Here is a 26153-nt window from a genome sequence, read left to right on the forward strand (position 1 = left end):
TGCGAAAATAGGGAAATTTAAAGAATTAAAGGAGTGTCACTTACCTATTAATTATATCTTTATTTTCTCATTTACTTCTTAACTATGTAATAGTTAGTTTCTTTTTCATTATTATAATAATTATTTTCAATTTTAGAAATTACTTTAAAGTTTTCATAACTTTTATCAATAAAATTATTTTCTTCAATTAATTTAGATAACCAATCTTTATTTTCAATTTTGACATTTTCAAAATATATGTTCTGAAAGGAATTATTTTTAAAAATCACTTTATTTTCAATATTACAATTATTAAACTTAACATTTATAAAATCATTTTTATAAAATTCACAATCAAATAAAACAGCATCAGAGAAGCTTACATTTTTCAGCAGAGAATTTTCAATATGAAACTTTCCTGGCTCACTCATAAAAAAAACATTATCAAGATAAGCCTCAAATATAAAACGATTGGAAATAGATTGATCTATGATTTCTACATTAAATAAACTTTCATTCCATAAAAAATTAAAAAAGAAGAGAAAATCTGTTATTCGCTCATCACATTGAATTAGTTTTGGATTAGTTTTATTGGTTTCATGAATAAAAATCCATAAAACAGAAAATATTTGAGCTGATTTTTCATAAGCTGTAAGTTGATTTTTCTTTCTATCATAAAATAATAAAAAATCATCTTTTTTCAATTCATCAAGAAGTTCGATGGTTTGATTAAAAACATTTTCATTAACAACTTTATCCTCATTTTCTATAATTTCAAATAAATTATATTGAATAGAATGTTCCGAAATTTTTTTGTTTCCTATTATTTTATCCAAGAAAGTAAAATATTCTTCCTTATCAAGCATTTCAAATTCTCCAAAATCATCTTTTCTTAAAACATTTTTTTTATTTTCTTCCCAAAAATATTCAGCTGTCAAGTATTCCCAAAGTGAATTATGAAAAAATTCTAATGCAGTATCTCCCTTATCATTATTCGAATGTTGAAAATAAAAACTTATTAGCAAATACTTACTAATTTCTTTTATTTTCTCTTCTGATTTTAATTCTTCATCAAAACATCTTCTTATAAAATTTTTGGTTGCATCTAATTCCAAAAGTTTGTTTACAGTTATATATAGTTTAGGAGATTGATAAATTTCGAAAGCTATGTTCCTTATAAATTCTCTTAAGTACTTTTTATATTGGTTGGGTTTATCTTTTAATTTATGACTTATATAATTTAATTGCCCATTTTCATCCCAACTTCGTTGAGAAAGCGAATCGAAAATTTTATCATAAATTTTAGTCCTTGAATCTTTTTTGTCAATTTTTATATTTGAAACAGCAATGAAATAAATAAGAACAGCCTGTTTTAACAATTCCTTAACATGTTTATATTTTTCATTTTCTAGAATAGTTTTTATACTTTTTACTAATAAGTTTTCCGGATAGAATTTTTTAAATTTTAAACAATATTTATTAATTTGTTCATCTGTTAATTCATTAAGTTGTAAAACCAGCGTATCATCTAAACACGAATCATCAACATTTAAAAAATTGAATCTTGATGTTAGAATTATCTTAATTTTTTTATTACTTCTTTTTTTTAATCTTTCATACAAGTTTCTTAAATCTTCATTTGTAATTCCGCCACTCATATATGCTTCATCTAAACCATCTAATACAAGTATCATCTCATCTTCTTTGAAGTTCATAAAATTATAATAATTAGAAACTGTTTCAAATGGATTATTAATAAAATCTTTCGCAACTAAATCTCTAATTTTTACAAATATTATAGGTATTGGTGGTAAATCAGAATTTCCTTCAATATAATCATATAATAATTTATAACAAAAAGAAGTTTTCCCTTGTCCTGGTTGTCCTAAAACAAAGACCATATCATAACTATCCTTTATCTTATTATGTTTTTTTGATTGTAAAAAAAATTCATTAAAAAACTCATGAATACTTTTAGTTTTAGAATACAATTCAAAATCTTCACTTATAATTTCTTCCCTTTTATTTATTAAATTATTTTTATGAATTGAAAATAGCGGTTCAATATAAAGATCTTTTAAAGTTTCTTTAGTGTCAGAATTTTGCTGTAAAAGGTTTGTGTAAAAACTTTTGAAACCGTAGTGCCTATCTAGCAAAAAAGCAAACTTATCATTCTGTAAGGCAACTGGATTTTTAAAAAAATCTATTAATTCTTGATATCTCTCTTTATGGTTTTGAAATTCATTTTTCAGATTTTCTCTAAAATCAATATAATAATTTAATCTAATATCTTCTGGTAGAACAATACCAATTTCTTTACAAAATTTTGAAAAGAGATTAAAAGATTTAATCATATATTGATTGTCAGATCTAATAACATTTTTAAAAAATTCTTCTGTTAATGTAACATTTAACTCTAAAAATTCTTTATATTCTGATTCTAATTTTTTAGTAATTGAAACTAAATTATATTGATTATCTAATTGCTCTCTTCCATAAGCTTTAGCAAGTTGCATATTTGTTTCTCTAGAAGTATTAAAAATCAAAAGAAATGCTTTTGTTTCTATATTAGATTCTAAACCAACAACTTCTGTTAAAACACTTCCTAAATTAAAATCAAATAAATTTTTAATTACTTCTTTTTTATTAATTTTCATTAAGAATTTTGAACAATTTAATTTTATTTTCATATTATTAATTTTTTACTAATTTAAAAATAAAACCTTAATAATAATTACGGATTTACGTAAATTTCTAGGATTACTTCGTTTGTTTTTGTATTGCTAATAATTACGGAGATGTTTTTGCGGCCCGGCGAAAGCGGAGCTCTTTTTTCTGTATGATGGTGGTTTCAAATTTCTAGAAATTTTGAAAGAATTACTGCTCGTTAGGTTTATTCTGCTCGTTATGACAGAAAAAAAGCGGGAGCTGTAGACGGAAATGCCGCCCAAATAAAAACAAAAAAATCCCCCTTGAAAAACCGGCAACAAATCTACTACTCTACTCACTAAATTTTTTAAAAACGGAGCGTCTTCGGGAAACATGTTTGCCAATTCATTTAATCTTGCCACTTCAAAACTTTGATTATACGTGACAATATTTCCATCGGTTCCGAAATCTTGTTTGAGTTGCCCAACCAATAATTTCAGTGGATTTTTACCATTAGAAAAATCTTCAGGATGAGCTAAAAATTCTTGATGAGAAAGCCTTCCATCTTCTTCTAAAATATGCAAGGAATACTGAAACGGAACTTGCTGATAAGGTCTCGTTCCGTCCAGAACAGGAATGGCTGGGAAAACAGTCTCAAAATCAAAGAAATACAAGGGAAACTGCCAAGAAGAAATCATATTCTTGATGGCTTCTTTATTGATGTACTGCTCTTGATTTCTCAATCCTTTTCTTTGTAAATGCTGAAAATGCGTAAGCGGAAAATCATCTTCTATGTCTTCAATTTTCAGAATTCCTTGCTTATATAATTCCCATGCTTTATTGCCACCACGATACATTTCAAAAACAGAATTTTCGGGAATGTGTTTCCAACAATGATGTACGAAATCACAAGCAAAAGGAGACGAACAATGTGCACCGATGGAAACATTGGGTTCCTGTTTATTTTCTAACATTACAAGTAATCTTTCCAAATTTTCTTCTACCCAAGTTTGTTTAGACAAAACTTTATCTGTAATATCTTCCAAATGAAAAAATTCATCTGTTAACTCACCATTTTTAATGTACTGATTGTTAATGTGCATCAGAAAAAACTTATCTGGTGCATAACCCGCTTCTTTCATCACAAAATATTGCAATGATGCATCGGTAAGATGATAATCTTTGACAGAAGTACTGTTTTTTACTTCTATTGCCCAAACTTCACTATTCATTCGATGTAAAATATCAAGCATACAAAGTGCATTTTTAGCGGTGAAAGTAGCTTCGTAGATGGTTTCTACCTCTTCTGCAATCCATAGTTTGGTTTTTTCAATGGAAGGAGAAAAATCCGAAAAATCTTCTGGAGTGGCATCTTTACCATTAGGAAATCTATTTTGTGCCAAATTTCCTATCTGATGTCCTAGGTCAAAAATTGCTTGAGTTTGTTCATCAGTAGGCAGTTGTAAGTCTTTTCGGTAATAGGAATACCAAAGTTTTTTTTCGCATTGTACGCCAGAAACGAAACGAGATTTAGAAAGTGTTTTCATGGTTATTGGTAAATGTTGGATAATTAATTTTTTATTTTTTAGGAATTACAAAAAATTCTTGAGCATGATTTCTACTTCTTCTTTCATTTCTTTTTTGAAAGATTCTGGAGCCAGAATTTGCACCCGTTTTCCGTAAGAGAGAATTTCTCTCTGGAAATCATAAGTAGGCACTACAAAAACTTTAAAAACCGTCTCGTTTTCATCTTCAGAAATGATGGTTTGTGAATGATGCAATGGCAAAGCTTTTACATAATTGGCTTGTTCATTATCAAACTTCAATAGAATTTCTTGAGGCAAAGCTCCGTCTGCACTGATGATACCGAAAGAATTTTTGTACGTTTCTTCTATATTAATTTCTTCTCTTGTAAAACTTGCTGTGGTAATATCAAGGTCAGAAATACGGTCTAAACCAAAGGTTTTCAAGAAAAAAGAACCATCTTTTGATTTGTAATCTGCAGCCAAAAGATACCATCTGTTTTTAAATTCTTTCAATGCATAAGGTGTTACTACTTTGGAAGATTTTTCGTTTTCCCAAAATTTTTGGTAACTGAAGGTGATGACTTTTTTCTGAGTAATGGCATGCACAATTCCGTTTAAATATTCAAAACCTCTGGCTCTTCTCGGCTCGAAGAACATGACGTCTGTTTTATCTTGAGTTTCACGATAGGCTTGTACCAAAAGCAATTGATCAAAAACACTTTCCTGAGAAAGTTCTAGTTCTTCTTGCTCTATAAAATGTACATTTCGCTTTCTAGAAAATGAAATCTGTATCCCAAAAACATCTGCAATGGCAACTTTGTCTCGCTGAAAAGTGCGTTCTGTAAATTTAAGCGTGAGACCTTTTTCTTGAAATTTATCTTCTAAAAAATCAGAAATTTCTTCGTAAGATGCGCCTCTATCTTTTCTTCTTCTTAATAATTGTTCTATTAAAACTAAGCGAAGCATTTGTTCATTTTTGGCCATGAAATTTGGTTTTTAGGTTCATTATTCTTTTCTATGAACCAAAGTTAAGCAAACAGAACGTCAATTTAAGTCGTTTTAATACAAATTGTGATTTTTTTCTCTTCCACGAGTTTATCATTCAAAAAACACTTCTTATTGGCTTCTGTAAAACCATCGGTAAGAAATCTATATTGAAATAACTGGCTGTTAAATCCTTTTTCGTCATCAAATTCTTGGAGTAACAATTTCCCTTCTTTATCAAAATTTTTAAACGCTTTTCTTTTTTTAACTCCTAGAAAATAAAAATCACAATCAAAGGAATTTGAAAATCTTCTTTCGGAATAGACACAGTCATTGATTTTCAAAATTTGAGCTTTTACATTCTGTTTTTTATCTGTGATGATGATTTCTTCAAAATCATTTTCTTTTTTGATAAAAGGAGTCTTCAACCAACCATCGGGAAGCTGACCTTTCCAAAAATATTTATAAAAACACAACTGACCTTTTTCCTCTAATGTAAAATGATGAAAGGTTTGTTCATAGAAAATACTGTTTTGGAAAAATAGAGATTTTGGTCTTTTATAAGTCTCACATTTTGTCACTTTTCCTTTTTCATCATAGAGGGTAATGGTGTAATCTTCCGTTTCGTTTTCGATCTTATTGGATTCAAAAAAATAAAAAATATTTCCATTTTCAAATCGTTTTTCTTTGACGATTTTTTGGTTTCCATCTAGCCAAACCTCCCGAAAATCATCCTTATAATAGATTAAACGTTCCGAAATTTTTAGAACTTCATCTATCTGAAAATCTGGCTCATATTCTAAAATATCTAAGTGATGATAGTTGAAAAATTTCATGGTATTGGATTTTTTTAATTTTAATGAAGTCTATATTTCTTGGCAAAGAAAAAGCCTTACTCAGACAAAGTAAGACTTGGAGAAAATTTTTTATTTATGAACAATAATTTTAATTAGCGTTTAATTTTTCATTCCAATTTCTCTATTTTAAAATTGTGAAGATTTACAGAAAGCGGATTGCAAACAGTATCATATTTTTCTTCCACCGTAGCCGCTATTTTCATTCTATCTTCTAATAAAAGCAGAGGATTATTCTGCGCAATGCACTCTACTTCCACTACCCATTTCTTCTGAAGAATCGTAGAAAAAGTATTCAAATCTCTTATCGTAATGAATCGATATTGTGGCATATTTTGCGGTTAAAAAAATTCTTTACACTCTGAAATTGATCCAATTTCCCGAAAGTGGATTCAGTGAATCATAAAAACCATTATCGGTAAAAATTACCATCAGATTTTTAGAACTCAACAAATAATGCATGGTAGCTTCGAAACTTTTAAATGAAGTAAAGTTCTTTGCAGTAGTTCTTTTAATCAATAATTCTTTTCTGTTTTCTGGATTAATCTTAAACGTAAATCCGTTAAATTCTACAATTTGTGCCATAACTTTTTTTTTAACAAAGAAAGCCAGAAGAAAAGTCAAAAGAAGTCGTTTGAAAATTCATGGCGTTTTATTTTATTAAAAAATTCACAAAAAAATCCCAACCATTACTGATTGGGATTTGACATTTATATTTAAACGAAGTTTACTTCACTTCTTCGAAATCTGCATCTTGTACATTTTCGCCAGCGTTACCTTGTGTTTGTTCAGGTTGCGGTTGAGCTTCTTGAGTCGCTTTGTACAATTCTTCTGAAGCTGCCATCCAAGCTGCGTCTAATGCTTCTAACTTAGGTTTAATTGCATCTGCATCTTTGGTTTCATAAGCAGCTTTCAATTCTGTGTGAGCTGCTTCGATTGCTGCTTTCTTATCTGCAGATAATTTTTCTCCAAATTCTTTTAATTGTTTTTCTGTTTGGAAAATCATTCCATCAGCTTTATTGATGGTTTCTACATCTTCTTTTCTCTTCGCATCTGCTGCTGCATTTTCTTCTGCTTCTTTTTTCATTCTCTCGATTTCTGCATCAGAAAGTCCAGAAGATGCTTGGATTTTGATAGATTGTTCTTTACCAGTTCCTTTATCTTTCGCAGAAACGTGTAGAATACCGTTTGCATCAATGTCAAAAGTTACCTCAATTTGTGGAACTCCTCTTGGTGCAGGTGGAATATCTACTAAATCAAATCTACCAATTTCTTTGTTGTCATTAAACATTGGTCTTTCTCCTTGTCCTACTCTGATGGTTACCGCAGGCTGATTATCACTTGCTGTAGAGAAAACTTCTGATTTTTTAGTAGGAATGGTAGTATTCGCTTCAATTAATTTAGTGAAAACTGAACCCATTGTTTCAATTCCTAAAGAAAGCGGAGTTACGTCTAATAAAAGAACGTCTTTTACATCACCCGTTAAAACTCCCCCTTGAATTGCAGCACCAATTGCTACTACTTCATCTGGATTTACCCCTTTAGAAGGCGCTTTTCCGAAGAATTTTTCTACCGCTTCTTGAATTGCAGGAATTCTGGTAGAACCACCTACTAAGATGATTTCGTCAATATCAGAAGTGCTCATTCCAGCATTTCTAAGAGCAGTTTTACATGGTTCGATGGTTCTTTGAATTAAATCATGTGCCAATTGCTCAAATTTAGCTCTGGTCAATGTTTTCACTAAGTGTTTAGGACCAGTTGCAGTAGCGGTGATATATGGTAAGTTGATTTCAGTTTGAGTAGAAGAAGACAATTCAATTTTTGCTTTTTCAGCAGCTTCTTTTAAACGTTGAAGTGCAATAGCATCAGATTTAAGATCTACACCTTCTTCAGATTTGAATTCATCTGCCATCCAATCGATGATTACGTTATCAAAGTCGTCACCACCAAGGTGTGTATCACCATCAGTAGCTTTTACTTCGAAAGATGCGTTACCATCTACTTCGTACATTTCTAGTACAGAAACGTCATGAGTACCACCACCACAGTCGAAAACAACTACGTTTAGGTCTTTTTTACCTACTTTATCTAAACCGTAAGCTAAAGCTGCAGCAGTAGGTTCGTTGATGATTCTTTCTACTTTAAGACCAGCGATTTCACCAGCTTCTTTGGTAGCTTGTCTCTGTGCATCGTTAAAGTATGCAGGAACCGTAATTACTGCTCTGGTTACTTCTTGTCCTAAGAAATCTTCAGCAGTTTTCTTCATTTTTTGAAGAATCATTGCAGAAATTTCTTGTGCTGTATATTCTCTATCGTCTATTTTTACTTTAATAGTATCATTTGGTCCAGCTACCACAGTATAAGGAACTCTAGAAATTTCTTCCTTATCTTTAGAGAACTGTGTCCCGATGAATCTCTTGATAGAATAAACGGTTTTAGTAGGATTCGTTACTGCTTGTCTTTTTGCAGGATCACCTACTTTTCTTTCTCCATCTTCTGTAAATGCTACAATAGATGGTGTGGTTCTTTTACCTTCTGCATTTGGGATAACTACAGGATCTTTACCTTCCATTACCGCAACGCAAGAGTTGGTCGTACCTAAATCAATTCCGATAATTTTGCTCATAATATTTATATTTTATTTTTTACTTAACTAATTTGACTTGGATTTCTCCAATTTTATACCATTGAGAAAATTGTGACAAATTGACATTATCATTTTCCTAAATTGACAAATACACGAAAAAGATTAACAAAAATTTATTTTAGAAACCGCTTCATTTTCTTTAATTTTGAAGTAAACTACATCATAAATGCCACAATTCAATCCTAGAGACATTACCTGGTTAGGTTTTAATGCAAGAGTTTTGCAAGAAGCGATGGACGAAACCGTCCCATTACACCTGAGAATTAGATTTTTAGGAATTTTCTCTAATAATTTAGATGAATTTTTCCGAGTGCGAGTTGCAGGACTAAAAAGAGCACTAGAACTGAAAGATAAACTTGCAGTAGAGACGTTTTTTGACAAACCTCAAAGAATTCTGGACAAAATCAATAAAATTGTCATCAAACAACAGGAAGATTTTGAAAAAACTTGGGACAAAATCCAAGAAGAAATGGCAGAGCAAAAAGTTTTCATTAAAACTCCCAAAAAACTCACCGAAAAACAAAAGGAATTTGTAAAAAAATATTTTGACGAAGAAGTAGAAAGCAACGTCATTCCTATTCTGCTTCATGACCATGTTCAACTACCGTATTTGCGAGAAAAAAGCCTTTATCTAGGCATTGCAATGCGCAGAAAAGATTGGAAATTCGAAACTAAATTTGCCATTATAGAAGTTCCAGCGAAAGCGAATGGAAGATTTGTCATTTTGCCCACCGAAAATCCTGAGGAAACTGACATAATGCTTCTAGAAGACGTCATCGCTTTCAATTTACCGCATATTTTTTCTTATTTCGGGTATGATGATTTCAAAGCAAATTCTTTTAAGGTGACCAAAGATGCAGAATTTGATCTCGATAATGACATCAGAACCAGCTTTGTAGAAAAAATTGAAAAAGGCATCAAATCCAGAAGAAAAGGAAAACCTACCCGTTTTGTTTTTGACAAAGACATGGATAAATCTTTAGTAGAATTTCTCATCAAAAAACTCAATCTTACCAAAAGAGACAGCATTATTCCGGGGCAAAAAATTCATAATTTCAGACATTTTATGGATTTTCCAGATGTTTTTAAAAATTATGAAAAACCAATAGAGAGAAGTTCTTTTACGCATCCAGAATTTGACCATGAAGGCAGAATTACAGATGTTATCGTAAAAAAAGATGTGCTTCTTACCTTCCCTTATCACACTTTTACACCAGTTATTGACTTGCTGAGAGAAGCTGCAATGGATCCAGATGTAAAGTCTATTCAAATCACGGCTTATAGATTAGCCAGCAATTCTAAAATTGTAAATGCACTGATTAATGCCGTGAGAAACGGAAAAGAAGTCACCGTAATGCTGGAATTACGCGCAAGATTTGATGAAGAAAATAACCTAGAATGGAAAGAAAGATTAGAAGAAGAAGGCGTAAAAGTTTTAGTAGGATTACCTAATAAAAAAGTACACGCAAAACTCTGTGTCATTAAGAAAAGAGTGAACAATAAGACCATTCAATATGGATTTGTAAGCACTGGAAACCTCAACGAAAAAACAGCCAAAATTTATGTAGACCATTTGCTCATGACTTCTAACAGAGCAATTATGGCAGATATTAATAAAGTTTTTAACGTATTCAGAAAACCAAAAATAGACCCAGTTTTAGCATTGAAATCTTGCAATCATTTATTGGTTTGTCCACATTTTATGAGAGAAAAAATTGTTTGGCATATCGACAAAGAAATTGAAGAAGCAAAAGCTGGCCGAAAAGCTGAAATGATTATAAAAGTAAATTCACTTTCGGATAAAGGTCTAATTAAAAAACTTTATGAAGCAGCGGAAGCTGGCGTGGAAATTAAAATGATTGTTCGTGGAATTTTCTGTGCAGTAGAGCAGAAAACGTTCAAGAAAAAAATTCACGCCATCAGTATTGTAGATGAGTATTTAGAACATTCTAGGGTGATGTATTTTTACAATAAAGGCAGTGAAGATGTTTATCTTTCTTCTGCGGATTGGATGACTCGAAACCTAGATTACAGAATAGAAGCTGCTGTAAAAGTTACCCAAAAAAATCTAAAAAAAGAAATGAAAGATTTATTAGAAATTCAACTAAAAGGTAATGTAAAAGCCAGAATTTTAGACGAAAATCTAAGTAATAAATATGTGAAAAATGACAAAAAACCATTCCGCAGTCAAATAGAAACGTATAAATTCTTGAAAAAGAAAGCTATTGAGAATTAATTTTCGAAAATCTCTGATTTTCTTGCGCCTTCAAAACATTTTAATTTTAAAAATAATTTTGCGCCATTGCGTTAAAAAATGAGGAACATACTTTTAGCATTTTTGGTTTTTTCAAATTTTCTTTTTTCACAGAAGAAAGACAGTTTAGTTTTTTCAGAACAACCAAAATTCACTTCAAAACAACTCATTATTCCAGCTACATTAATGATGGCAGGAAGCATCGTTTTAACTACAGAAAATAGAGATTTCAGCGTTACAGAAAACAAAAATTTCTTGGCTTTCGGTGGTTATCCCGAAGATTACCTTCAATTTGCACCTCACGTTTCACTTTACGCTTTTGAATGGGCAGGAATGAAACCTAAAACCGACTTCTGGAACAGAACTGCTATTTTGACAAAATCTGAAATTATTGTTTTTGGGAGCACTTATCTTTTGAAAAAAGCCATTAAAAAACCAAGACCAGACGGAAGCAATGAATTTGGTTTTCCGAGTGGTCATACTGCGAATGTTTTTGCTGGCGCTACAATGCTTTCTATGGAATATGGCGAAAATTACCGTTGGGTTCCGTATGTTGCGTATTCTGTAGCAACTGGAGTGGGCGTTTTGAGAATTGCTCACGACAAACATTATTGGAGTGATGTGATTTTCGGAGCGGGATTAGGAATTTTATCTACCAAAATCGCATATTGGACGCATCAATATCAATGGAACAAAAAATCAGAAAAAGATAATCTCACGATTTTATACAAAGAACATTTGTAGTTTCTAAAACCACAAATCGAAGATTCTACAAAGTTAAAAGAAACAAAAGAAAATCTCGAAAACAAGCAATTCAAAAGTAAAAAAGTTGGAAATCTCAACTTTTACTTTTTTTTTCTTTTGAAATACTTTCAAAACATAAAGCTTTTGTGTCTTTTGTGGTTTAAAAAAATTAAATTTACACACTAAATTTTCCATTTCTATGAACTTTAAAAAAATATTAGGAACATTGGTTTTAGCTTCGGTTTGTGGTTTCTCGCAAACGCAGCAATTTACCATGAACGACGCCGTTTTAGGACTTAGAACCAATCTTGCCGTGAAAAACATCAGAGATTTTTCTTTCAGCAATGATGGCAAATCTTATCTTCAAATGGTTAAAAACGCTTATCTCATCACAGATATTGCGACCAACAAGTCAGACACTTTGGTTTCTTTGTATCAAGTGAATCAAAATCTAAATGCCGACCAAAAACTGAAAGCACTTTCTCCACTGAAATTTTTGAACAATTCTAAAGCCTATTTTTCTCAAAAAGGAAAATATTTTTGGCTTCAAAAAACGGGAAATTCTTGGCAAAAAACAGAATTTGCTTCTATTCCTGAAGAGGCAGAAAACGCTCAACTTCTTCCTGATAATCAAACGATTATTTACACCATTAAAAACAATCTTTTTGTAAACATCAATGGAAAAACGCTGAAAATTACAGATGACCAAAACGAAAATATCATCAACGGACAATCGGTTCACCGTAATGAATTTGGAATCGATGGAGGAATTTTTGCAGCGCCAAATTTTCAAAAAATTGCATTTTACAGAATGGATCAAAGCATGGTTACAGACTATCCCATCATTGATTGGAGCGTAACTCCTGCAGAAAACCATAATATCAAATATCCGATGGCTGGAAATAAATCTCACGAAGTTTCCATCGGTGTTTTTGATGTAAAAACTCAAACAAAAAAATTCTTAAACATCGAAGGCGACAAAGAGCAATATTTAACCAGCGTAACTTGGAGCCCTGATTCTAAATCTATTTTCGTAGCGGTGCTGAACAGAGCTCAAAACCACATGAAACTGAATCAATATAATGCAGAAACAGGAAATTTGGTTAAAACACTCTTCGAAGAAAAAGATGAAAAATATGTAGAACCTCAACATGAATTAACCTTTTTACCTGGCTCAAATAACGATTTTATTTGGCAAAGTCAAAGAACGGGTTATAATCATTTGTTTTGGTACAACACAGACAAAGGTTTGGTAAAACAAATTACAAAAGGAGATTGGTTGGTGAACGAAATTCTAGGTTTTAACGAAAAGAAAAAAGAAATTTACTTCTCTTCTACTAAAGAAACGCCACTTGAAAAACATTTGTACAAAGTAAATTGGCAAACAAGTAAAATTACCAGATTAGACAAAGACGCTGGTGTTCACAATGGAATTTTGAGCAAAGACGGAACACATTTATATGATGTTTTTGCCAATGCTTCTACTCCAAGAATTGCCAATATTATCAATACGCAAACGCTTCAAACGAAAAATATTTTAACCGCAGAAAACCCTCTTAAAAACTTCCAAAGACCTGAAATTCAGAACATCACCCTGAAAGCAGACGACGGAACGCCACTCTATGGAAAACTGATTTTGCCGACTGATTTTGATAAAACTAAAAAATATCCTGTAATTGTCTATTTATACAATGGACCTCATTTACAGTTGGTTACCAATAACTTCCCAGCTTCTGGAAATATTTGGTACGAGTATATGGCGCAACGTGGTTATATTGTCTTCACGATGGACGGAAGAGGTTCTTCTAACCGAGGAAAACAGTTTGAACAAGCGGTTTTCAGAAATTTAGGTGAAACTGAAATGAAAGACCAATTAAAAGGTGTAGAATATTTAAAATCTTTACCTTTTGTAAATGCTGAAAAAATGGGAATTCATGGTTGGAGTTTCGGTGGATTTATGACCACAAATTTTATGCTGAAATATCCTGAAGTTTTCAAGGCGGGAGTTGCAGGTGGACCTGTAATCGACTGGAATATGTACGAAATTATGTACACAGAACGTTACATGGACACGCCAAAAGAAAATCCTGAAGGTTACGCAAAATCCAATCTTTTAGACAAAGTTCAAAACTTGAAAGGAAAATTACTCATGATTCACGGTGCGCAAGATGATGTAGTGGTTTGGCAACATTCTGTAAAATTCTTGAAATCCGCCGTTGACAAAGGCGTTCAATTAGATTATTTTGTTTATCCTGGTCATCCTCACAATGTTTCAGGCAAAGACAGAGTACATTTAATGCAAAAGGTTACGGATTATTTTGACTTGTATTTGAAATAGTTTTCACCGCAAATCGAAGATTCGACGAAGTCAAAAGAAACAAAAGAAAAGTTTAAAAATAAGCAATTCAAATGCAAAAAAAAAGAGCAAAAAGATTTTTACTTTTTGCTCTTTTGTATTTCTTAAACACAAAGAAAATCTTTTGTGCCTTTTGTGGTTTAAAACTAATCTACTTTTTTCAAATCCAAATCTCCAAAGTCAAAAGAGAAATCCGTAATATCTGAAATTGGTTTCATTTTGGCAGAAACTGCTTTTCCTTTTTCGTCAAAAGTAAGGGTGAAAAATGCGTCTGCGTCATAACTTCTATCATCCCATTTGATTACGAAAGTATCTCTAGAATAAGGCAAAACTTCACCTTTTAATCTTTCGGAAGATTTACAAATAATTCTAAAACCTTTCTTTTCTTTAGAAATTACAATATCTCCAAACCAAGCGTCTCTATACGTTCCTACAAATTGTTCTGGAGCTAGTTTTGCACTTCTGTCTTTTTGGTAAGCCGCTACTTTAGCATACGTTTCAGCTTTTTCTTTGTCATATTGAGCATTTCCTTTTGCGTATCTTTCTGCATAGGTTTTCAACCAATTTCTGTCTTCAATTCCTAAATAAGCATCTTTCACAGTATTGGTAATCGTGTTAAAAGCCACCCCTTGTTGTTGGTTCGTGAGCACTACAATTCCTAAATTCAAATCAGGAATTAACGTAAACTGTGTAACTGTACCGATTAAACCACCTGTATGCTGAATCTGGCGGTGACCTTTTACATCAGAAATAAACCAACCTAAACCATAACCGTAAAATTTAGTATCATAAGGATTTTTAGCAGCCATAGGAATCGGTTGTTGAATTTGCCAAAGAAGATTCGCGTTTTTCTCAGAAACCAAAAGTACTCCATCTTTAGTTACAAAACCATTCATTAAGAAATTTGCCCAAGTCGTCATGTCTGTAATGTTGCTCAAAATTCCACCTGCTGCATTGGCAGTTTCGTTCCAATCGTGAGGAACTGCAACCGCTTTTCCATTGACTGGAGCATGTGCATCAATTTTATTTTCTATAGATTTTGCACGGTTATAACTTCCGAAACTTGCCGTCATCCCAACAGGTTTCATAATTCTTTCTTCGATAAAGTCTGCCCAAGTTTTGCCAGAAATTTTATGAATAACTTCTCCTGCTACAATAAACATCACATTGTTATAATCCATTGTATTTCTGAAAGAATGCGCAGGTTTCAAATAACGAACATTGTGCAATAATTGCTCTGTAGGCATGGTTCCACCTTCTGGAAAAAACATTAAATCTCCTTGTCCAAGACCTAAACCAGCTCTGTGCGTCACCAAATCTTTGATGGTAAGTTCTTGCGTTACATAATCGTCATACATTTTGAAATCTGGTAAAAATTTGGTCACTTTATCATCCCAATTGAGTTTTCCTTCGTCTGCTAAAATCGCTAAAGCAGTGCAAGTAAAACCTTTAGAATTAGAAGCAATTCCTACCAAAGTTTCTGGTGTCATTGGCAATTTAGAATTGAGTGAACGAACTCCGAAACCTTTAGAATAGATGACTTTCCCGTCTTTAAGAACACCGACAGACATTCCGGGAACATCAAAAGTTTTAATCGTATTTTGGATGAGTTCGTCTAGTTTCTGCTCTGAAATTTGACTAAAAAAGAATAATGAGCAAAGAATAAAGAACAAAGAAAATGATTTTTTCATGCTGATTTTTTTGAATTTCTGTAAAGGTAAATAATTCTAAAAAAAAAATCTCGCTGATTTAGCAAATTAAGCAGATAAAAATCAGCCAAACCAGTTAAATCAGCGAGAAAAATAAAATTTTAGGAGTTATTATTATTTCATTGCTTTTTCGTAGTAATCAGAAACTACATTCCAATCGATTACATTAAAGAAAGCTTCTATATAATCTGCTCTTTTGTTTTGATATTTTAAATAATAAGCGTGTTCCCAAACATCCATTGCCAAAACTGGAGTTCCAGAAATAGACATTCCCGGCATTAGAGGATTATCTTGATTTGGAGTGCTTCCTACTTTCAATTTTCCTGAAGCATCAGTAACCAACCAAGCCCAACCAGAACCAAATTGTTTCGCTCCCGCATCAGAAAACTGCTTTTTGAAATTTTCAAAACTTCCGAAATCTCTATTGATGGCATCAGCTAATTTCCCAGTTGGTTTTCCTGTTGAATTCGGAGTCATCAAATCAAAATACAAATTGTGATTATAGTAACCACCTGCATTATTTCTTAACGCAGCATTGCTGGTATCAAGCGTTTTCAACACTTCTTCTATCGTCATATTTACTTGTGGTTTTCCTTCCACCGCTTTATTTAAATTGTTCAAATATCCCACATAATGCTTGGAAAAGTGAATGTACATAGTCTTCGCATCTACATATTTTGAAAAAGCATCATAATTATGTTTCAGTGTTTTTATTTTGAAAGCACCTGCATTTGCAGTAACATCAGAAGGTTTACCATAATCTGTAGATTCTACATTCACTACAGGTTGCGCTGTATTTCCCACTACCGCTACACAAGAAGTAACCGCAGAAAAAGCGATGGCTACAAAAGCCCATTGAACTAATTTTTTCATATCTAAAAGATTAAATTTTTAAAAATAGAATTTCCCAAAAATAGCAAAAAAGTACCGAAAATAGGTCAATTTTTCATTAACAAAATCTATAATTTGGTTTTATGTATTTATTTTAAAGTTGAGCACTCTCTCATTCTACAATTCTACTACTCTATCACTCACACTTTGTACTTTTAACTTTACGCTTCGTACTTATAAAAATCTTACCTTTGTAAAAAGTAAAAAAGTAAAATGGAAAGTAAAAAAGAATTCTTCTTAGAGTGTTATAAACTTGGGATTATAAAATTCGGTAGATTTACATTGAAATCCGGCATCGAAAGCCCATTCTATGTAGATTTAAGACCTCTCGCTTCTGAACCAAAAATCTTAAAACATTTGGCCAATTATCTTTTAGAAATGCTTCCTTTAGATAATTTTGATGTAATTTGCGGTGTTCCTTACGCTGCATTACCTATGGCAACCGCCATGTCTTTAGAAAGCTATATCCCATTGATTATCAAGAGAAAAGAAGCTAAAGAATACGGAACCAAAAAACTCATTGAAGGTATTTATAAATCTGGACAAAACTGTCTACTCGTAGAAGACGTGATTACTTCTGGAAAATCTTTGGTAGAAACCATCGCGGAAGTAGAAAGTGAAGGGTTAAAAGTTTCTGATATTGTAGTGGTTCTAGACCGTGAACAAGGCGGAAAGCAACTTTTACAAGAAAAAGGCTATCACGTTCATACGCTTTTCAGCATTTCCGAAGTGGTAGAAATTTTAAAAGAAGTAGACCATCTTACGGAAGAAGAAGTTCTAAGAATTAATGAATTTATCGCAGGAAATAAAATTGAATTCAAAGAAGAAAAAAGACTTTCTTACGAACAAAAATTAGAAAATTGCGAACATTCTGTTGGCAAAAAAATCTTAGAAATTGCGATTGCTAAACAATCTAATCTTATTGCTTCTGCAGATGTAACGACAACCAAAGAATTGCTAGAATTTGCAGAACAAGTTGGGCCACATATCGTTGCTCTAAAAACGCATATTGACATTATTTCTGATTTTGATAGTGACAAGACCATTCTTCCTCTAAAAGATTTAGCAACCAAGCATAATTTTCTTTTGATGGAAGACCGAAAATTCGGCGACATCGGGAATACTCAGGAATTACAATACAGAGGCGGAATGTATAAAATTTCGCATTGGGCAGATTTGGTTACGTCTCATGTCATTGCTGGCTATCAAAGCATTGATTGTTTTATGAATTCTGGAGTCATTGCCATTCTTTCTATGTCTTCAAAAGGTGCACTAACTGACCAAAATTATAGAGCAGAAGCTTTAAAAATAGTAGAAACGCATCCAAATATTATCGGTTGTGTGGCTCAAAATAAAGTTCCTGCCAATGTTTTACTTTTTACGCCAGGAGTAAATATCAGTTCCAAAGGCGATGACAAAGGTCAACAGTACAACACACCGGAACATGTTTTCAAAAATCTACATACAGATTTCGTGATTGTAGGACGCGGAATTTATAAAGCCGAAAATGTAGAAAAATCCGCAAAACTCTACAAGTTAGAATCTTGGAACGCCTACCTAAAATCGCTCTAAATGGATAAAAAAACGAACATACAATTCTATTCACCCACCGAAGAAAAATTAAATATTTGGTCTCATGCTTTCGGGATTTTCTTGAGCATCATCGCTTTGGTTTTATTAATCATTAAAGCGGTGCAACAAGACAACATCTGGATGATGATAAGTTTCCCGATTTTTGGGGTAAGTTTAATTTTATTATATCTCGCGTCTACGCTTTATCATGCTTCAAAAGAACCTCAAAAGAGATTTAAGCTCAAAGTTTTCGACCATGCTGCTATTTATGTTCTTATCGCAGGAAGTTATACACCTTTTACATTGGTTAGCTTAAATGGAGAAACGGGTTGGCTTATTTTTTCAATGGTTTGGGTGATGGCTTTTACAGGAATTATTCTCAAATTATTTTTCACAGGAAGATTTAAAGTTGTTTCTACAGCGATGTAAGTTTTGATGGGTTGGTTGATTGTTTTTTATTTCCAAGACTTAACCGCTAGTTTACACGAAAAAGGAGTATTTTACCTAATTCTTGGCGGAGTTTTATATACCATTGGTGCCATTTTATACAGCATTAAGAAAATAAAATTCAATCATGCTATTTTCCATTTTTTTGTTTTAGCAGGGAGTTTTTGTCATTTTTTATCGATTTATTTATACGTTTAGCAAAAGAAATTGAGCAACTTAATTTTACTTTTTGTCTGTCTGATTATAGGAATTGTTTTAAAAAAATCTAAAATAATTCCCGATAATTTTCACACCTCACTGAATGCATTTGTGATTAATATTTCGCTTTCTGCATTTTCTCTGTATTATATTTCAAAAATAGAACTCAACAGTTCGGTGATTTATCCAGTTTTAGTGGTTTGGATAGGAATTTTTGCTGCGATATTATTTTTTGCAGGATTAGGAAAAATTTTCGGTTGGAAATCTTCTTTAATCGGCGCTTTAATTATGTGTGCAGGTTTCGGAAATACTTCTTTTGTAGGCATTCCTTTAATCCAAGCGATGTATGGAGAAGAAGGTTTAAAAACCGTGATGTTGGTAGACCAACCCGGATTTGTCGCTCTTTCGACAGTAGGAATTTTAGTCGCCAATTTTTATTCTGGAAGCAAAGATTCTCTACTCAAACATCTTTCTAAAATTTTAAAATTCCCACCATTTATTGCATTTGTAATCGCGTTATTGTTGAATATTTTCTCCATAGAAATTCCAAAAGATTTTGACGAAGTTTTAATGAAATTGGGCGCAACTACTGTTCCACTCGCTTTGGTTTCTGTGGGAAGTCAAATGCAATGGAAAAAAATTGAGAAAAAAGAAGGATTTCATCTTTTCATCGGTTTACTTTTCAAGCTCGTTCTTTTGCCTTTATTGATTTTGGTGATTTACAAATATATTTTCCATCAAAGTGGAGACGTTATAGACATTTGTATTTTAGAAGCAGCGATGGCGCCTATGATTACAGCGGCGATTATTGCTTCGGCTCATGATTTAGAACCAAAATTTTGTAACTTGATGGTTGCCGTAGGAATTCCTCTATCTATCCTTACCGTGGGAATTTGGCATCTACTATTGCCTTTTTTGTAATTTAAAAAGATAAAAAATTCCGATTTATTTCGAAGAAAATATTCATCCGAGAAAGGAATGATAATTCTCAAAATCCATTGTCAATAAAATTCAAAAATTGTTGATAAAATGTAATATTTTTTCGGATTAATGTAAGCAATTTCAATAGTTTCTCTCTATATTTGATTTTCTAAAATCAATGAAGAAGAAGACCATCATTTTACTGTGTTTACTGCTTAATCTTTTTGCTTTCTCGCAGAAAGACTCCATTATTATTGACGCAAAAATTTCAGCAGGAACGCTTTCTGTAAGAGAAAAAATCTATTATCAAAACAAATCTGAGAGTGAACTAACACATCTTAAACTTCAAAATTTCACGGCAGCTTATAAAAGTAGAAATACGCCTTTAGTCAGAAGAAAATTAGAAGACCGAAAAAAGGATTTATATTACGCAAAACCCAATGAAAGAGGCAGATTGGTTTATCTGATGATAGACAAAAAACCGTATGAAGGTGTTTTAGATGATGAAAATCTTTTTATAAAACTCCCAAAACCTTTAGCTCCCAATGCTTTTACTGAACTTTCGCTGGAATATTCTGTGATTTTACCGAGTGCTCAGTATACAGGTTATGGAATTGGGAAAAATAATACTTTGCTCAAATATTTTTTCTTGGTTCCAGACAGTTTTGACCGAGATAATTTCCTTGAAAAATATTACAAAGATTTAGAAGAAAACGTAAATGTAAATACTTTTTACCGAGTAAAATTTGAAAATTCCGCTCAAAATATCAGCAGTAATTTAACAGAAGTTGCTCCTAATATTTTTGAAGGAAAACTGAATAAAGATGTAGAATTTCTGATTGCTGACCAAGAAAACTATCAGCTAGAAACCATCGTTGACGGACAAAAACACTTGCTAGAATTGGGTTATCCTGTTACCGAAAAAGAAAAAGAACTAATAGCGTTTTATCTACCACTTCACCTTCATTTTATCAAAGAAAAAACGGGATTTTTGCCAGAAAAAATCTTCATCAGCGAAAAATTTAAGTCCAAAAATGATTTCTTCGGGAATGATGATATCAAATTTTGGAAATTTAAGTTCCAAATGTTCACCGATGCCGAAAAAATAGACATGGATTACTTCAGCATTGTTTCTCAGCAAGTTGCAGAGCAATTATTCGTGTCTGATAAGGAAAAAAATCACTGGATTACAAACGGACTTAAAACGTATTTAGAAATTCAGTATTTGAAAAAAAATTACCCCGACCATAAAATTCTGGGCGCACTTTCTGATTATAAAATACTGGGAATGAAACCCTTAAAACTTTCATTTGCTTCTCGATTGAAGTTGATTGAAAGATACGGTCTCGCTTATCAATACATTACAGCACAAAACCTTGACCAAAAAATTGACGAAAAATTTTCGGATTTAAGTAATTTTAATGAAATGGCGATTAGCCAATTCGAAACAGGAAGCCTTTTTACCTTGATTGCCGAAAAAATGGGCACTTCTTATTTTGACAATTTCTTGAAAGGTTATATCTCCAAAAATCACACTTCTGAATTAGACAAAAGAGATTTTCTAGACCAACTTACGGTAGCTTCTGGTTACTCTTCAGAATTTTTAGAAAAATACGTCAAAAGAAAGCAAAGAATCAATTTTAAACTCAACGATTTCGAGAGAAAAGATAACGTCATCAACATTAATGTTTCTAAAAATACAGCGCAGAATATTCCTTTTAAATTAGAAACTTTTCATGAAGATGGCAGTAAAAAAACCTTTTGGTATGACACTAATTATCAGGACAGTTCTTGCGGTTACGTAATTCCAGATAATGAAGCGGTAAAAATTGTCATCAATGATTTATATGCTTTCCCAGAAAATAATTTTAGAGACAATTATCTTTATACCAAAGGAATTAAAGACAATGCCAAAAAATTAAGATTTAAACTCATTCCAGACAATCCAAATTCTGAAATCAACGAAGTTTATCTTACGCCAGGAATCGGTTGGAATAATTATGACAAATTCTTATTGGGAATTCGATTTAAAAATAAATCACTGATTGACAAGAGGTTTCAATATCTTATTTCGCCGTTTTTCAGTACAGGAAGTAAGGATATTAATGGATCTTTTAACGCTATCTATAAAATCCAACCACCAGAAAGTTTTTACAGAACGCTTACTTTAGGTGTTGCAACTGCCAAATACAATTATGATTTTGGGTTGTCTTACAAAAAAATCAGTTTTTCTGGGAATATGTCTTTTAACAAGAATCCTAGAAGCGAAATTTCTAGAATTTTGTCTGCTTCTTACAATTTTTTCGAAAGAGATTTAAGCCCAAAAATGATTGCAGAAAATGACTACGCTAAATATAACATTTGGAACTTAGGTTTTGTCTATTCAGACAATAATGTAATTAAAGAAAAGTATATTTTCGGGAATTTCCAATACATGGAAGATTATGCAAAACTTACTGCAGAAAGCTACTACAGACTAGAATATGCCAAAAATAAAAAACTGAGCTTACGATTGTATGGCGGTTATTTTTTAAGAAATCATACCAGAAATAATAATTTCGATATTGGAATTTCTAAAGTTTCCAACTATGCTTTCTCGTATAATCTATTGGCTCAGAGTGCAATAAGCGGAATCCTTTCTCAACAGTTTATTATGGCAGAAGGTGGTTTTAAATCTTATATCAACGGAAGTGTAGACCAATGGTTAATTACGCATAATGTAGAAGCCAACGTATGGAAGATGATAGACGTTTACGCAGATTTTGGAGTATATAAAAACCGTGCGCATTCTCCAAAATTCATTTGGGATAGTGGGATAAAATTTAAGGTCATTCCAGATTTTATAGAAGTCTATTTCCCTATGCAATCAAGCCTTGGTTTCGAACCGAAGTTCAAAGATTACGGCAATAGAATACGATTTACCTTTAACTTAAATGTAGGCGCTCTGATTGGATATTTCAGACGAGGCTGGTATTAAATAAAAAAAGGTTGCTCAAATGAGCAACCTTTAATTTTATCAATAAATTATAATTATTGTTTTACGATTTTTTGAGAAACAGTTTCACCGTTTACTTCACCTGTTACTACATAAACTCCTTTTGGTAAAGAAGAAACATTAAGAGAAGTATTCTTTTCTACAGAAGCAGATTTCACTAAAGAACCGCTTACATTATAAATTTTAATATTTGCTTTTTCTCCAAAACTAATTTCATTAGTTACTTTAGTATTTCTAACAAGATTAAATTTAAGTTTAGCAATATCACCTGTTGACAAACTAGTACTTTTATTTTCTGGAGTAGGTGCTTTAACCTCAAAATCATTTACATTGCTGTTAGTATCAACTACTGGAATTTTTCTTTGTGCTGATTTAGTAGCATCTGTTGCCGGTGCAGCTGCAGTTCCTTCAAAAAGATTTGCAGTTCCATAACCTACAAAATCTAGAACACCTGCAGAAACTGGTCCTGTAGCTTGTACTGGAGCTCCTGGAGCTCCTTGAACTATCGCAACTTTACCATTTGAACCTGACATATTAAATCCTCCATTGTAATTTGTCCCTGAAAAATTAGTATTATTAGTTACTTGATAATCAGCAAGTGGCAATACTGTTCCAACTGTATTTGCAGTAGATGGCACCATCTCGATCAAATATTTTTGACCTGGTGCTAATGTAAATGTTGGTAATACATTATAAGAATTAAATGTTCCTGTAGCAGATGCATATTGAATTGATACGTCTGATAAAGTTACTGAAGTATTACCGATATTAATCAGTTCTACAAAATCATTAATGTAAACAGATGTACCTGCACCGCCACCACCATAAACTTCGTTGATAACAACTTGCGCATTAGCAGAAATTCCTAAAGCAACAAAACTTAAAAGAGTAAAGATTTTTTTCATGCGAATATTTTTTTATATTAAATAATTTCTCAAAATTAATCATTTTATAACGGATAATGAAAATTTATTTGTTAAAATTTTTGTTAATAATAATTAATAATATTTTTTTTAAAAATTATCTGACAGTAAGCAAATTATTTCTATTTTTGTAATTATTAAATATTGATTATGAACAAAAATTTATCCTTTTTATTTAAAGGCTTTATATTTTCTACCCTTTTAACTTGTGGATTATATAACGCTCAAAATGTATTTAGCCAAAACTTCAATTCTTCTACCACTCTTACGGATTATGTAGCGTCTCCAGCTTCTGGAACTTCTAATAAATTTGATGGAATCACTTCAAGTGGTGCTGGTACAACTTGGAGTGTTGAAGCAAATAATCTTACGGTGAGCAGAACCGCAAACGCTGGGTCATTCACAAGAATATCTACCACAGGAACTACTACTGGTCAAGCGTTATGGATAGAGTTTGACTTATCTGTTGCATCTTCTACTACTACCACAAATGCAGGAACACTTTATGTAGGAGATGCATTTTCTGCAACACAAAATTCCGGCCCTACTGCATCGTCTGTAAATTCAAGATTAGGAATTAACTTCACAACTACAAGTGGCAACTTTACACTTAGAAATATTACCGCAGGTACAAATTCTGGTACTTTATCTGGTGTTCAAAAAATAACTTGGGTTATTAATAACACAGGCTCTAGCTTAACCTATACTGCACCTGATGGTTCTACTGAAACCGTGCAATCAAATTTTGCGGACGTATGGACGGGAACAACTAGAACTTTTAACGAAATTGGGGCTACAACCAATGGTGTTGTTCTAAAAGATTTTAAATTTGTAATATCTAATGGTACAGGAAGTATTACTTTTGATAATTTCTACATTAAGTCACTTAGTCCAACCAATTTAGGAGTAGACCTTGTTAAAAAAGACAAGACTACTATTTATGCTGAGAATGGACAAATTAATGTAAAATCAGAAACCAACGTTTCTTCAGTAGAAGTATATGACACAACTGGTAGATTACTTAAATCTTCTAAATCTGCTCAAGTAAGCATTTCAAGATCATCTTCACCAATTGTAGTAGTAAAAGTGCAATTAACTGATGGTACTGTAATTACTAAAAAAGTAAAATTATAAGTCTAACTTATTTCAAAAATACACCTGCTCAATTGAGCAGGTTTTTTTATTTATATGTCTTGTCCTGAAAAAAGTTGACTAAAAATTAGATAATATGTCAACAAAAAAGAAAATTTCAAAAATTCCAAGTGCCCCACAAATTTATAGCGAAGCATTTAAACGTCAAGTTGTAAGTGAATTTGAGAGGGGTTTATTTACTAAAGCAGAACTTCGAAGACGTTACAATATTCTAGGCAATAGTTGTCTACCAAGATGGTTAAAAAAATATGGTAAATTTACCTATGAAGATAAATTAACTATTGGTCGTCCTATGAAAGATCCTCAACAACAGCGTATAAAAGAGCTAGAAGCTCAATTAGCAAAAAAAGAAGAAGAATTAAAAGTATTCAAACGATTTATTGAAATAGCTGAACGTGAACTTAAAATTGATATTGTAAAAAAGTCTGGTTCCAAGCAGTCGAAGAAATAAATGTAAATAGTTCATTGGCCACTTATGAATTATGCGAACTGTTTGGATACACAAAACAAGCATTTTACAAGCGAAAGAAAAACGTTAGAACACCTAAATACAACTCAGAATTATTACGAAGTTTAGTAGTTACTATTCGTAAGCAATTACCACGAACAGGTGGCAAGAAACTTTATGTAATGTTACAAGATGAATTTATAAAACATCATATATCAATTGGTCGGGATAATTTTTTAGATTTTTTAAAAGCAGAATATTTAAAAGTACCTAAAGTTCGAAGATATTACAAAACAACAAACTCAAGACATTGGATGAAACGCTATCCAAATTTAATTAGCAATTTAGTACTTAACAGGCCTGATCAAGTTTGGGTTGCTGATATAACTTATTTACGAACAAAAGAGAAAACATACTATTTGCATTTACTCACTGATGCTTGTTCCAAGAAAATCGTTGGTTATCAACTGTCAGATAATTTAATGAGTTCAACTACAGTAAAAGCTTTAGAAATGGCTTTGATTAACAGGGAAACAAAAAATCAACTTATACACCATTCTGATAGAGGTTTACAATATTGCAGTAAAGAATATACCGATTTGTTAAAGAAAAACAATATTTTAATTAGTATGACGCAAGAAAACGACCCATATGAAAATGCAGTAGCAGAAAGAGTAAATGGAATTTTAAAAGAAGAATTTGGTTTACATGAAATATTTGAAAACTATCAAAATTTAAACAAACAAGTTACACAAGCCATAACTTTATACAACAATTTTAGAATACATATGTCAATTAATATGATAACTCCAAACCAAGCGCATCAACAAACAATAATACATTTAAAACAATGGAAAAAAATAAATCGTAACAGAATTAATTCTGCTACGATTTAACTATATTT

Annotated in this window: 18 protein-coding genes and 1 pseudogene; 9 read left to right on the forward strand and 10 right to left on the reverse strand. The window is 32.0% G+C overall.

The window, feature by feature from the left end; translation table 11 throughout:
* Positions 1-71: 71 nt before the first annotated feature.
* The 7 genes from EB819_RS08180 to dnaK form a co-directional block, all read right to left on the reverse strand.
* Positions 72-2669, reverse strand: a complete 2598-nt coding sequence (locus tag EB819_RS08180) for an nSTAND3 domain-containing NTPase (RefSeq protein ID WP_069798713.1) — start codon at positions 2667-2669, stop codon at positions 72-74.
* Positions 2670-2762: 93 nt separating this feature from the next.
* Positions 2763-4175, reverse strand: coding sequence for a DUF2779 domain-containing protein (locus EB819_RS08185; protein WP_069798715.1), 1413 nt, complete (start codon positions 4173-4175; stop codon positions 2763-2765).
* A gap of 45 nt (positions 4176-4220) precedes the next feature.
* Positions 4221-5138: a helix-turn-helix transcriptional regulator gene (locus tag EB819_RS08190; RefSeq protein ID WP_069798717.1), complete on the reverse strand. Its 918-nt coding sequence runs from the start codon at positions 5136-5138 to the stop codon at positions 4221-4223.
* Between the two features lie 65 nt (positions 5139-5203).
* On the reverse strand, positions 5204-5974 hold the full coding sequence (locus EB819_RS08195) for a hypothetical protein (protein ID WP_069798719.1): 771 nt from the start codon (positions 5972-5974) through the stop codon (positions 5204-5206).
* A gap of 128 nt (positions 5975-6102) precedes the next feature.
* Positions 6103-6324: a hypothetical protein gene (locus EB819_RS08200; protein ID WP_069798721.1), complete on the reverse strand. Its 222-nt coding sequence runs from the start codon at positions 6322-6324 to the stop codon at positions 6103-6105.
* Positions 6325-6346: 22 nt separating this feature from the next.
* Positions 6347-6577 (reverse strand): hypothetical protein, encoded by a 231-nt coding sequence (locus EB819_RS08205; RefSeq protein ID WP_124878727.1) that lies wholly within the window; start codon positions 6575-6577, stop codon positions 6347-6349.
* A gap of 142 nt (positions 6578-6719) precedes the next feature.
* A complete protein-coding gene (dnaK, locus tag EB819_RS08210; RefSeq protein WP_069798725.1) occupies positions 6720-8618 on the reverse strand; it encodes a molecular chaperone DnaK in 1899 nt (632 codons plus the stop codon).
* Between the two features lie 187 nt (positions 8619-8805).
* Between dnaK and ppk1 the strand changes: the two genes are divergently transcribed.
* From ppk1 to EB819_RS08225, 3 genes are all read left to right on the forward strand, one after another.
* On the forward strand, positions 8806-10875 hold the full coding sequence (gene ppk1 / locus EB819_RS08215; RefSeq protein WP_069798727.1) for a polyphosphate kinase 1: 2070 nt from the start codon (positions 8806-8808) through the stop codon (positions 10873-10875).
* 78 nt (positions 10876-10953) lie between these two features.
* Positions 10954-11637, forward strand: coding sequence for a phosphatase PAP2 family protein (locus EB819_RS08220; RefSeq protein ID WP_069798729.1), 684 nt, complete (start codon positions 10954-10956; stop codon positions 11635-11637).
* A 199-nt stretch (positions 11638-11836) separates the two neighbouring features.
* On the forward strand, positions 11837-13975 hold the full coding sequence (locus EB819_RS08225; RefSeq protein WP_069798731.1) for a S9 family peptidase: 2139 nt from the start codon (positions 11837-11839) through the stop codon (positions 13973-13975).
* 164 nt (positions 13976-14139) lie between these two features.
* On the opposite strand, the gene EB819_RS08230 is transcribed toward EB819_RS08225, so the two are convergent.
* Together EB819_RS08230 and EB819_RS08235 are read right to left on the reverse strand one after the other, a co-directional pair.
* The gene (locus EB819_RS08230) at positions 14140-15684 is read right to left on the reverse strand and encodes a serine hydrolase (protein WP_069798733.1); all 1545 of its coding nucleotides are present in this window, start codon (positions 15682-15684) and stop codon (positions 14140-14142) included.
* Between the two features lie 132 nt (positions 15685-15816).
* Complete coding sequence (locus tag EB819_RS08235; protein ID WP_069798735.1) at positions 15817-16575, reverse strand: superoxide dismutase; 759 nt, start codon at positions 16573-16575, stop codon at positions 15817-15819.
* A 231-nt stretch (positions 16576-16806) separates the two neighbouring features.
* Here EB819_RS08235 and pyrF point away from each other — a divergent pair, with 231 nt between their 5' ends.
* The 4 genes and pseudogenes from pyrF (at position 16807) to EB819_RS08255 (ending at position 22708) form a co-directional block, all read left to right on the forward strand.
* Positions 16807-18165: an orotidine-5'-phosphate decarboxylase gene (gene pyrF, locus EB819_RS08240; protein ID WP_069798736.1), complete on the forward strand. Its 1359-nt coding sequence runs from the start codon at positions 16807-16809 to the stop codon at positions 18163-18165.
* A pseudogene (gene trhA / locus EB819_RS08245) lies at positions 18166-18810 on the forward strand (PAQR family membrane homeostasis protein TrhA).
* A 9-nt stretch (positions 18811-18819) separates the two neighbouring features.
* Entirely contained in the window at positions 18820-19731 is a 912-nt protein-coding gene (locus EB819_RS08250; protein ID WP_069798738.1) for an AEC family transporter, read from the forward strand.
* A 178-nt stretch (positions 19732-19909) separates the two neighbouring features.
* Complete coding sequence (locus EB819_RS08255) at positions 19910-22708, forward strand: aminopeptidase (protein ID WP_069798740.1); 2799 nt, start codon at positions 19910-19912, stop codon at positions 22706-22708.
* A gap of 53 nt (positions 22709-22761) precedes the next feature.
* Here the strand turns inward: EB819_RS08255 and EB819_RS08260 are convergent, their stop codons facing one another.
* Entirely contained in the window at positions 22762-23631 is an 870-nt protein-coding gene (locus EB819_RS08260) for a T9SS type A sorting domain-containing protein (RefSeq protein WP_069798742.1), read from the reverse strand.
* A gap of 168 nt (positions 23632-23799) precedes the next feature.
* Here EB819_RS08260 and EB819_RS08265 point away from each other — a divergent pair, with 168 nt between their 5' ends.
* Entirely contained in the window at positions 23800-24783 is a 984-nt protein-coding gene (locus tag EB819_RS08265; RefSeq protein WP_069798744.1) for a DUF8694 domain-containing protein, read from the forward strand.
* A gap of 94 nt (positions 24784-24877) precedes the next feature.
* Positions 24878-26145, forward strand: a protein-coding gene (locus EB819_RS08270) for an IS3 family transposase (RefSeq protein WP_124878729.1) whose coding sequence is annotated in 2 segments (ribosomal slippage) — positions 24878-25217 and positions 25217-26145 — 1269 coding nt in all. Because the reading frame shifts where the segments join, the coding sequence is not laid out codon by codon here.
* Positions 26146-26153: the final 8 nt, after the last annotated feature.

It is taken from the genome of Cloacibacterium normanense (genome assembly GCF_003860565.1).
Lineage (GTDB): Bacteria > Bacteroidota > Bacteroidia > Flavobacteriales > Weeksellaceae > Cloacibacterium > Cloacibacterium normanense.

Coding starts and splice junctions, on each gene's coding strand:
- EB819_RS08225 (WP_069798731.1), top strand. CDS start 11,837: ATGAACTTTAAAAAAATATTAGGAACATTGGTTTTAGCTTCGGTTTGT.
- EB819_RS08235 (WP_069798735.1), bottom strand. CDS start 16,575: ATGAAAAAATTAGTTCAATGGGCTTTTGTAGCCATCGCTTTTTCTGCG.
- EB819_RS08255 (WP_069798740.1), top strand. CDS start 19,910: ATGAAGAAGAAGACCATCATTTTACTGTGTTTACTGCTTAATCTTTTT.
- EB819_RS08190 (WP_069798717.1), bottom strand. CDS start 5,138: ATGGCCAAAAATGAACAAATGCTTCGCTTAGTTTTAATAGAACAATTA.
- ppk1 (WP_069798727.1), top strand. CDS start 8,806: ATGCCACAATTCAATCCTAGAGACATTACCTGGTTAGGTTTTAATGCA.
- EB819_RS08230 (WP_069798733.1), bottom strand. CDS start 15,684: ATGAAAAAATCATTTTCTTTGTTCTTTATTCTTTGCTCATTATTCTTT.
- EB819_RS08195 (WP_069798719.1), bottom strand. CDS start 5,974: ATGAAATTTTTCAACTATCATCACTTAGATATTTTAGAATATGAGCCA.
- dnaK (WP_069798725.1), bottom strand. CDS start 8,618: ATGAGCAAAATTATCGGAATTGATTTAGGTACGACCAACTCTTGCGTT.
- EB819_RS08220 (WP_069798729.1), top strand. CDS start 10,954: ATGAGGAACATACTTTTAGCATTTTTGGTTTTTTCAAATTTTCTTTTT.
- EB819_RS08200 (WP_069798721.1), bottom strand. CDS start 6,324: ATGCCACAATATCGATTCATTACGATAAGAGATTTGAATACTTTTTCT.
- EB819_RS08185 (WP_069798715.1), bottom strand. CDS start 4,175: ATGAAAACACTTTCTAAATCTCGTTTCGTTTCTGGCGTACAATGCGAA.
- EB819_RS08180 (WP_069798713.1), bottom strand. CDS start 2,669: ATGAAAATAAAATTAAATTGTTCAAAATTCTTAATGAAAATTAATAAA.
- pyrF (WP_069798736.1), top strand. CDS start 16,807: ATGGAAAGTAAAAAAGAATTCTTCTTAGAGTGTTATAAACTTGGGATT.
- EB819_RS08260 (WP_069798742.1), bottom strand. CDS start 23,631: ATGAAAAAAATCTTTACTCTTTTAAGTTTTGTTGCTTTAGGAATTTCT.
- EB819_RS08265 (WP_069798744.1), top strand. CDS start 23,800: ATGAACAAAAATTTATCCTTTTTATTTAAAGGCTTTATATTTTCTACC.
- EB819_RS08205 (WP_124878727.1), bottom strand. CDS start 6,577: ATGGCACAAATTGTAGAATTTAACGGATTTACGTTTAAGATTAATCCA.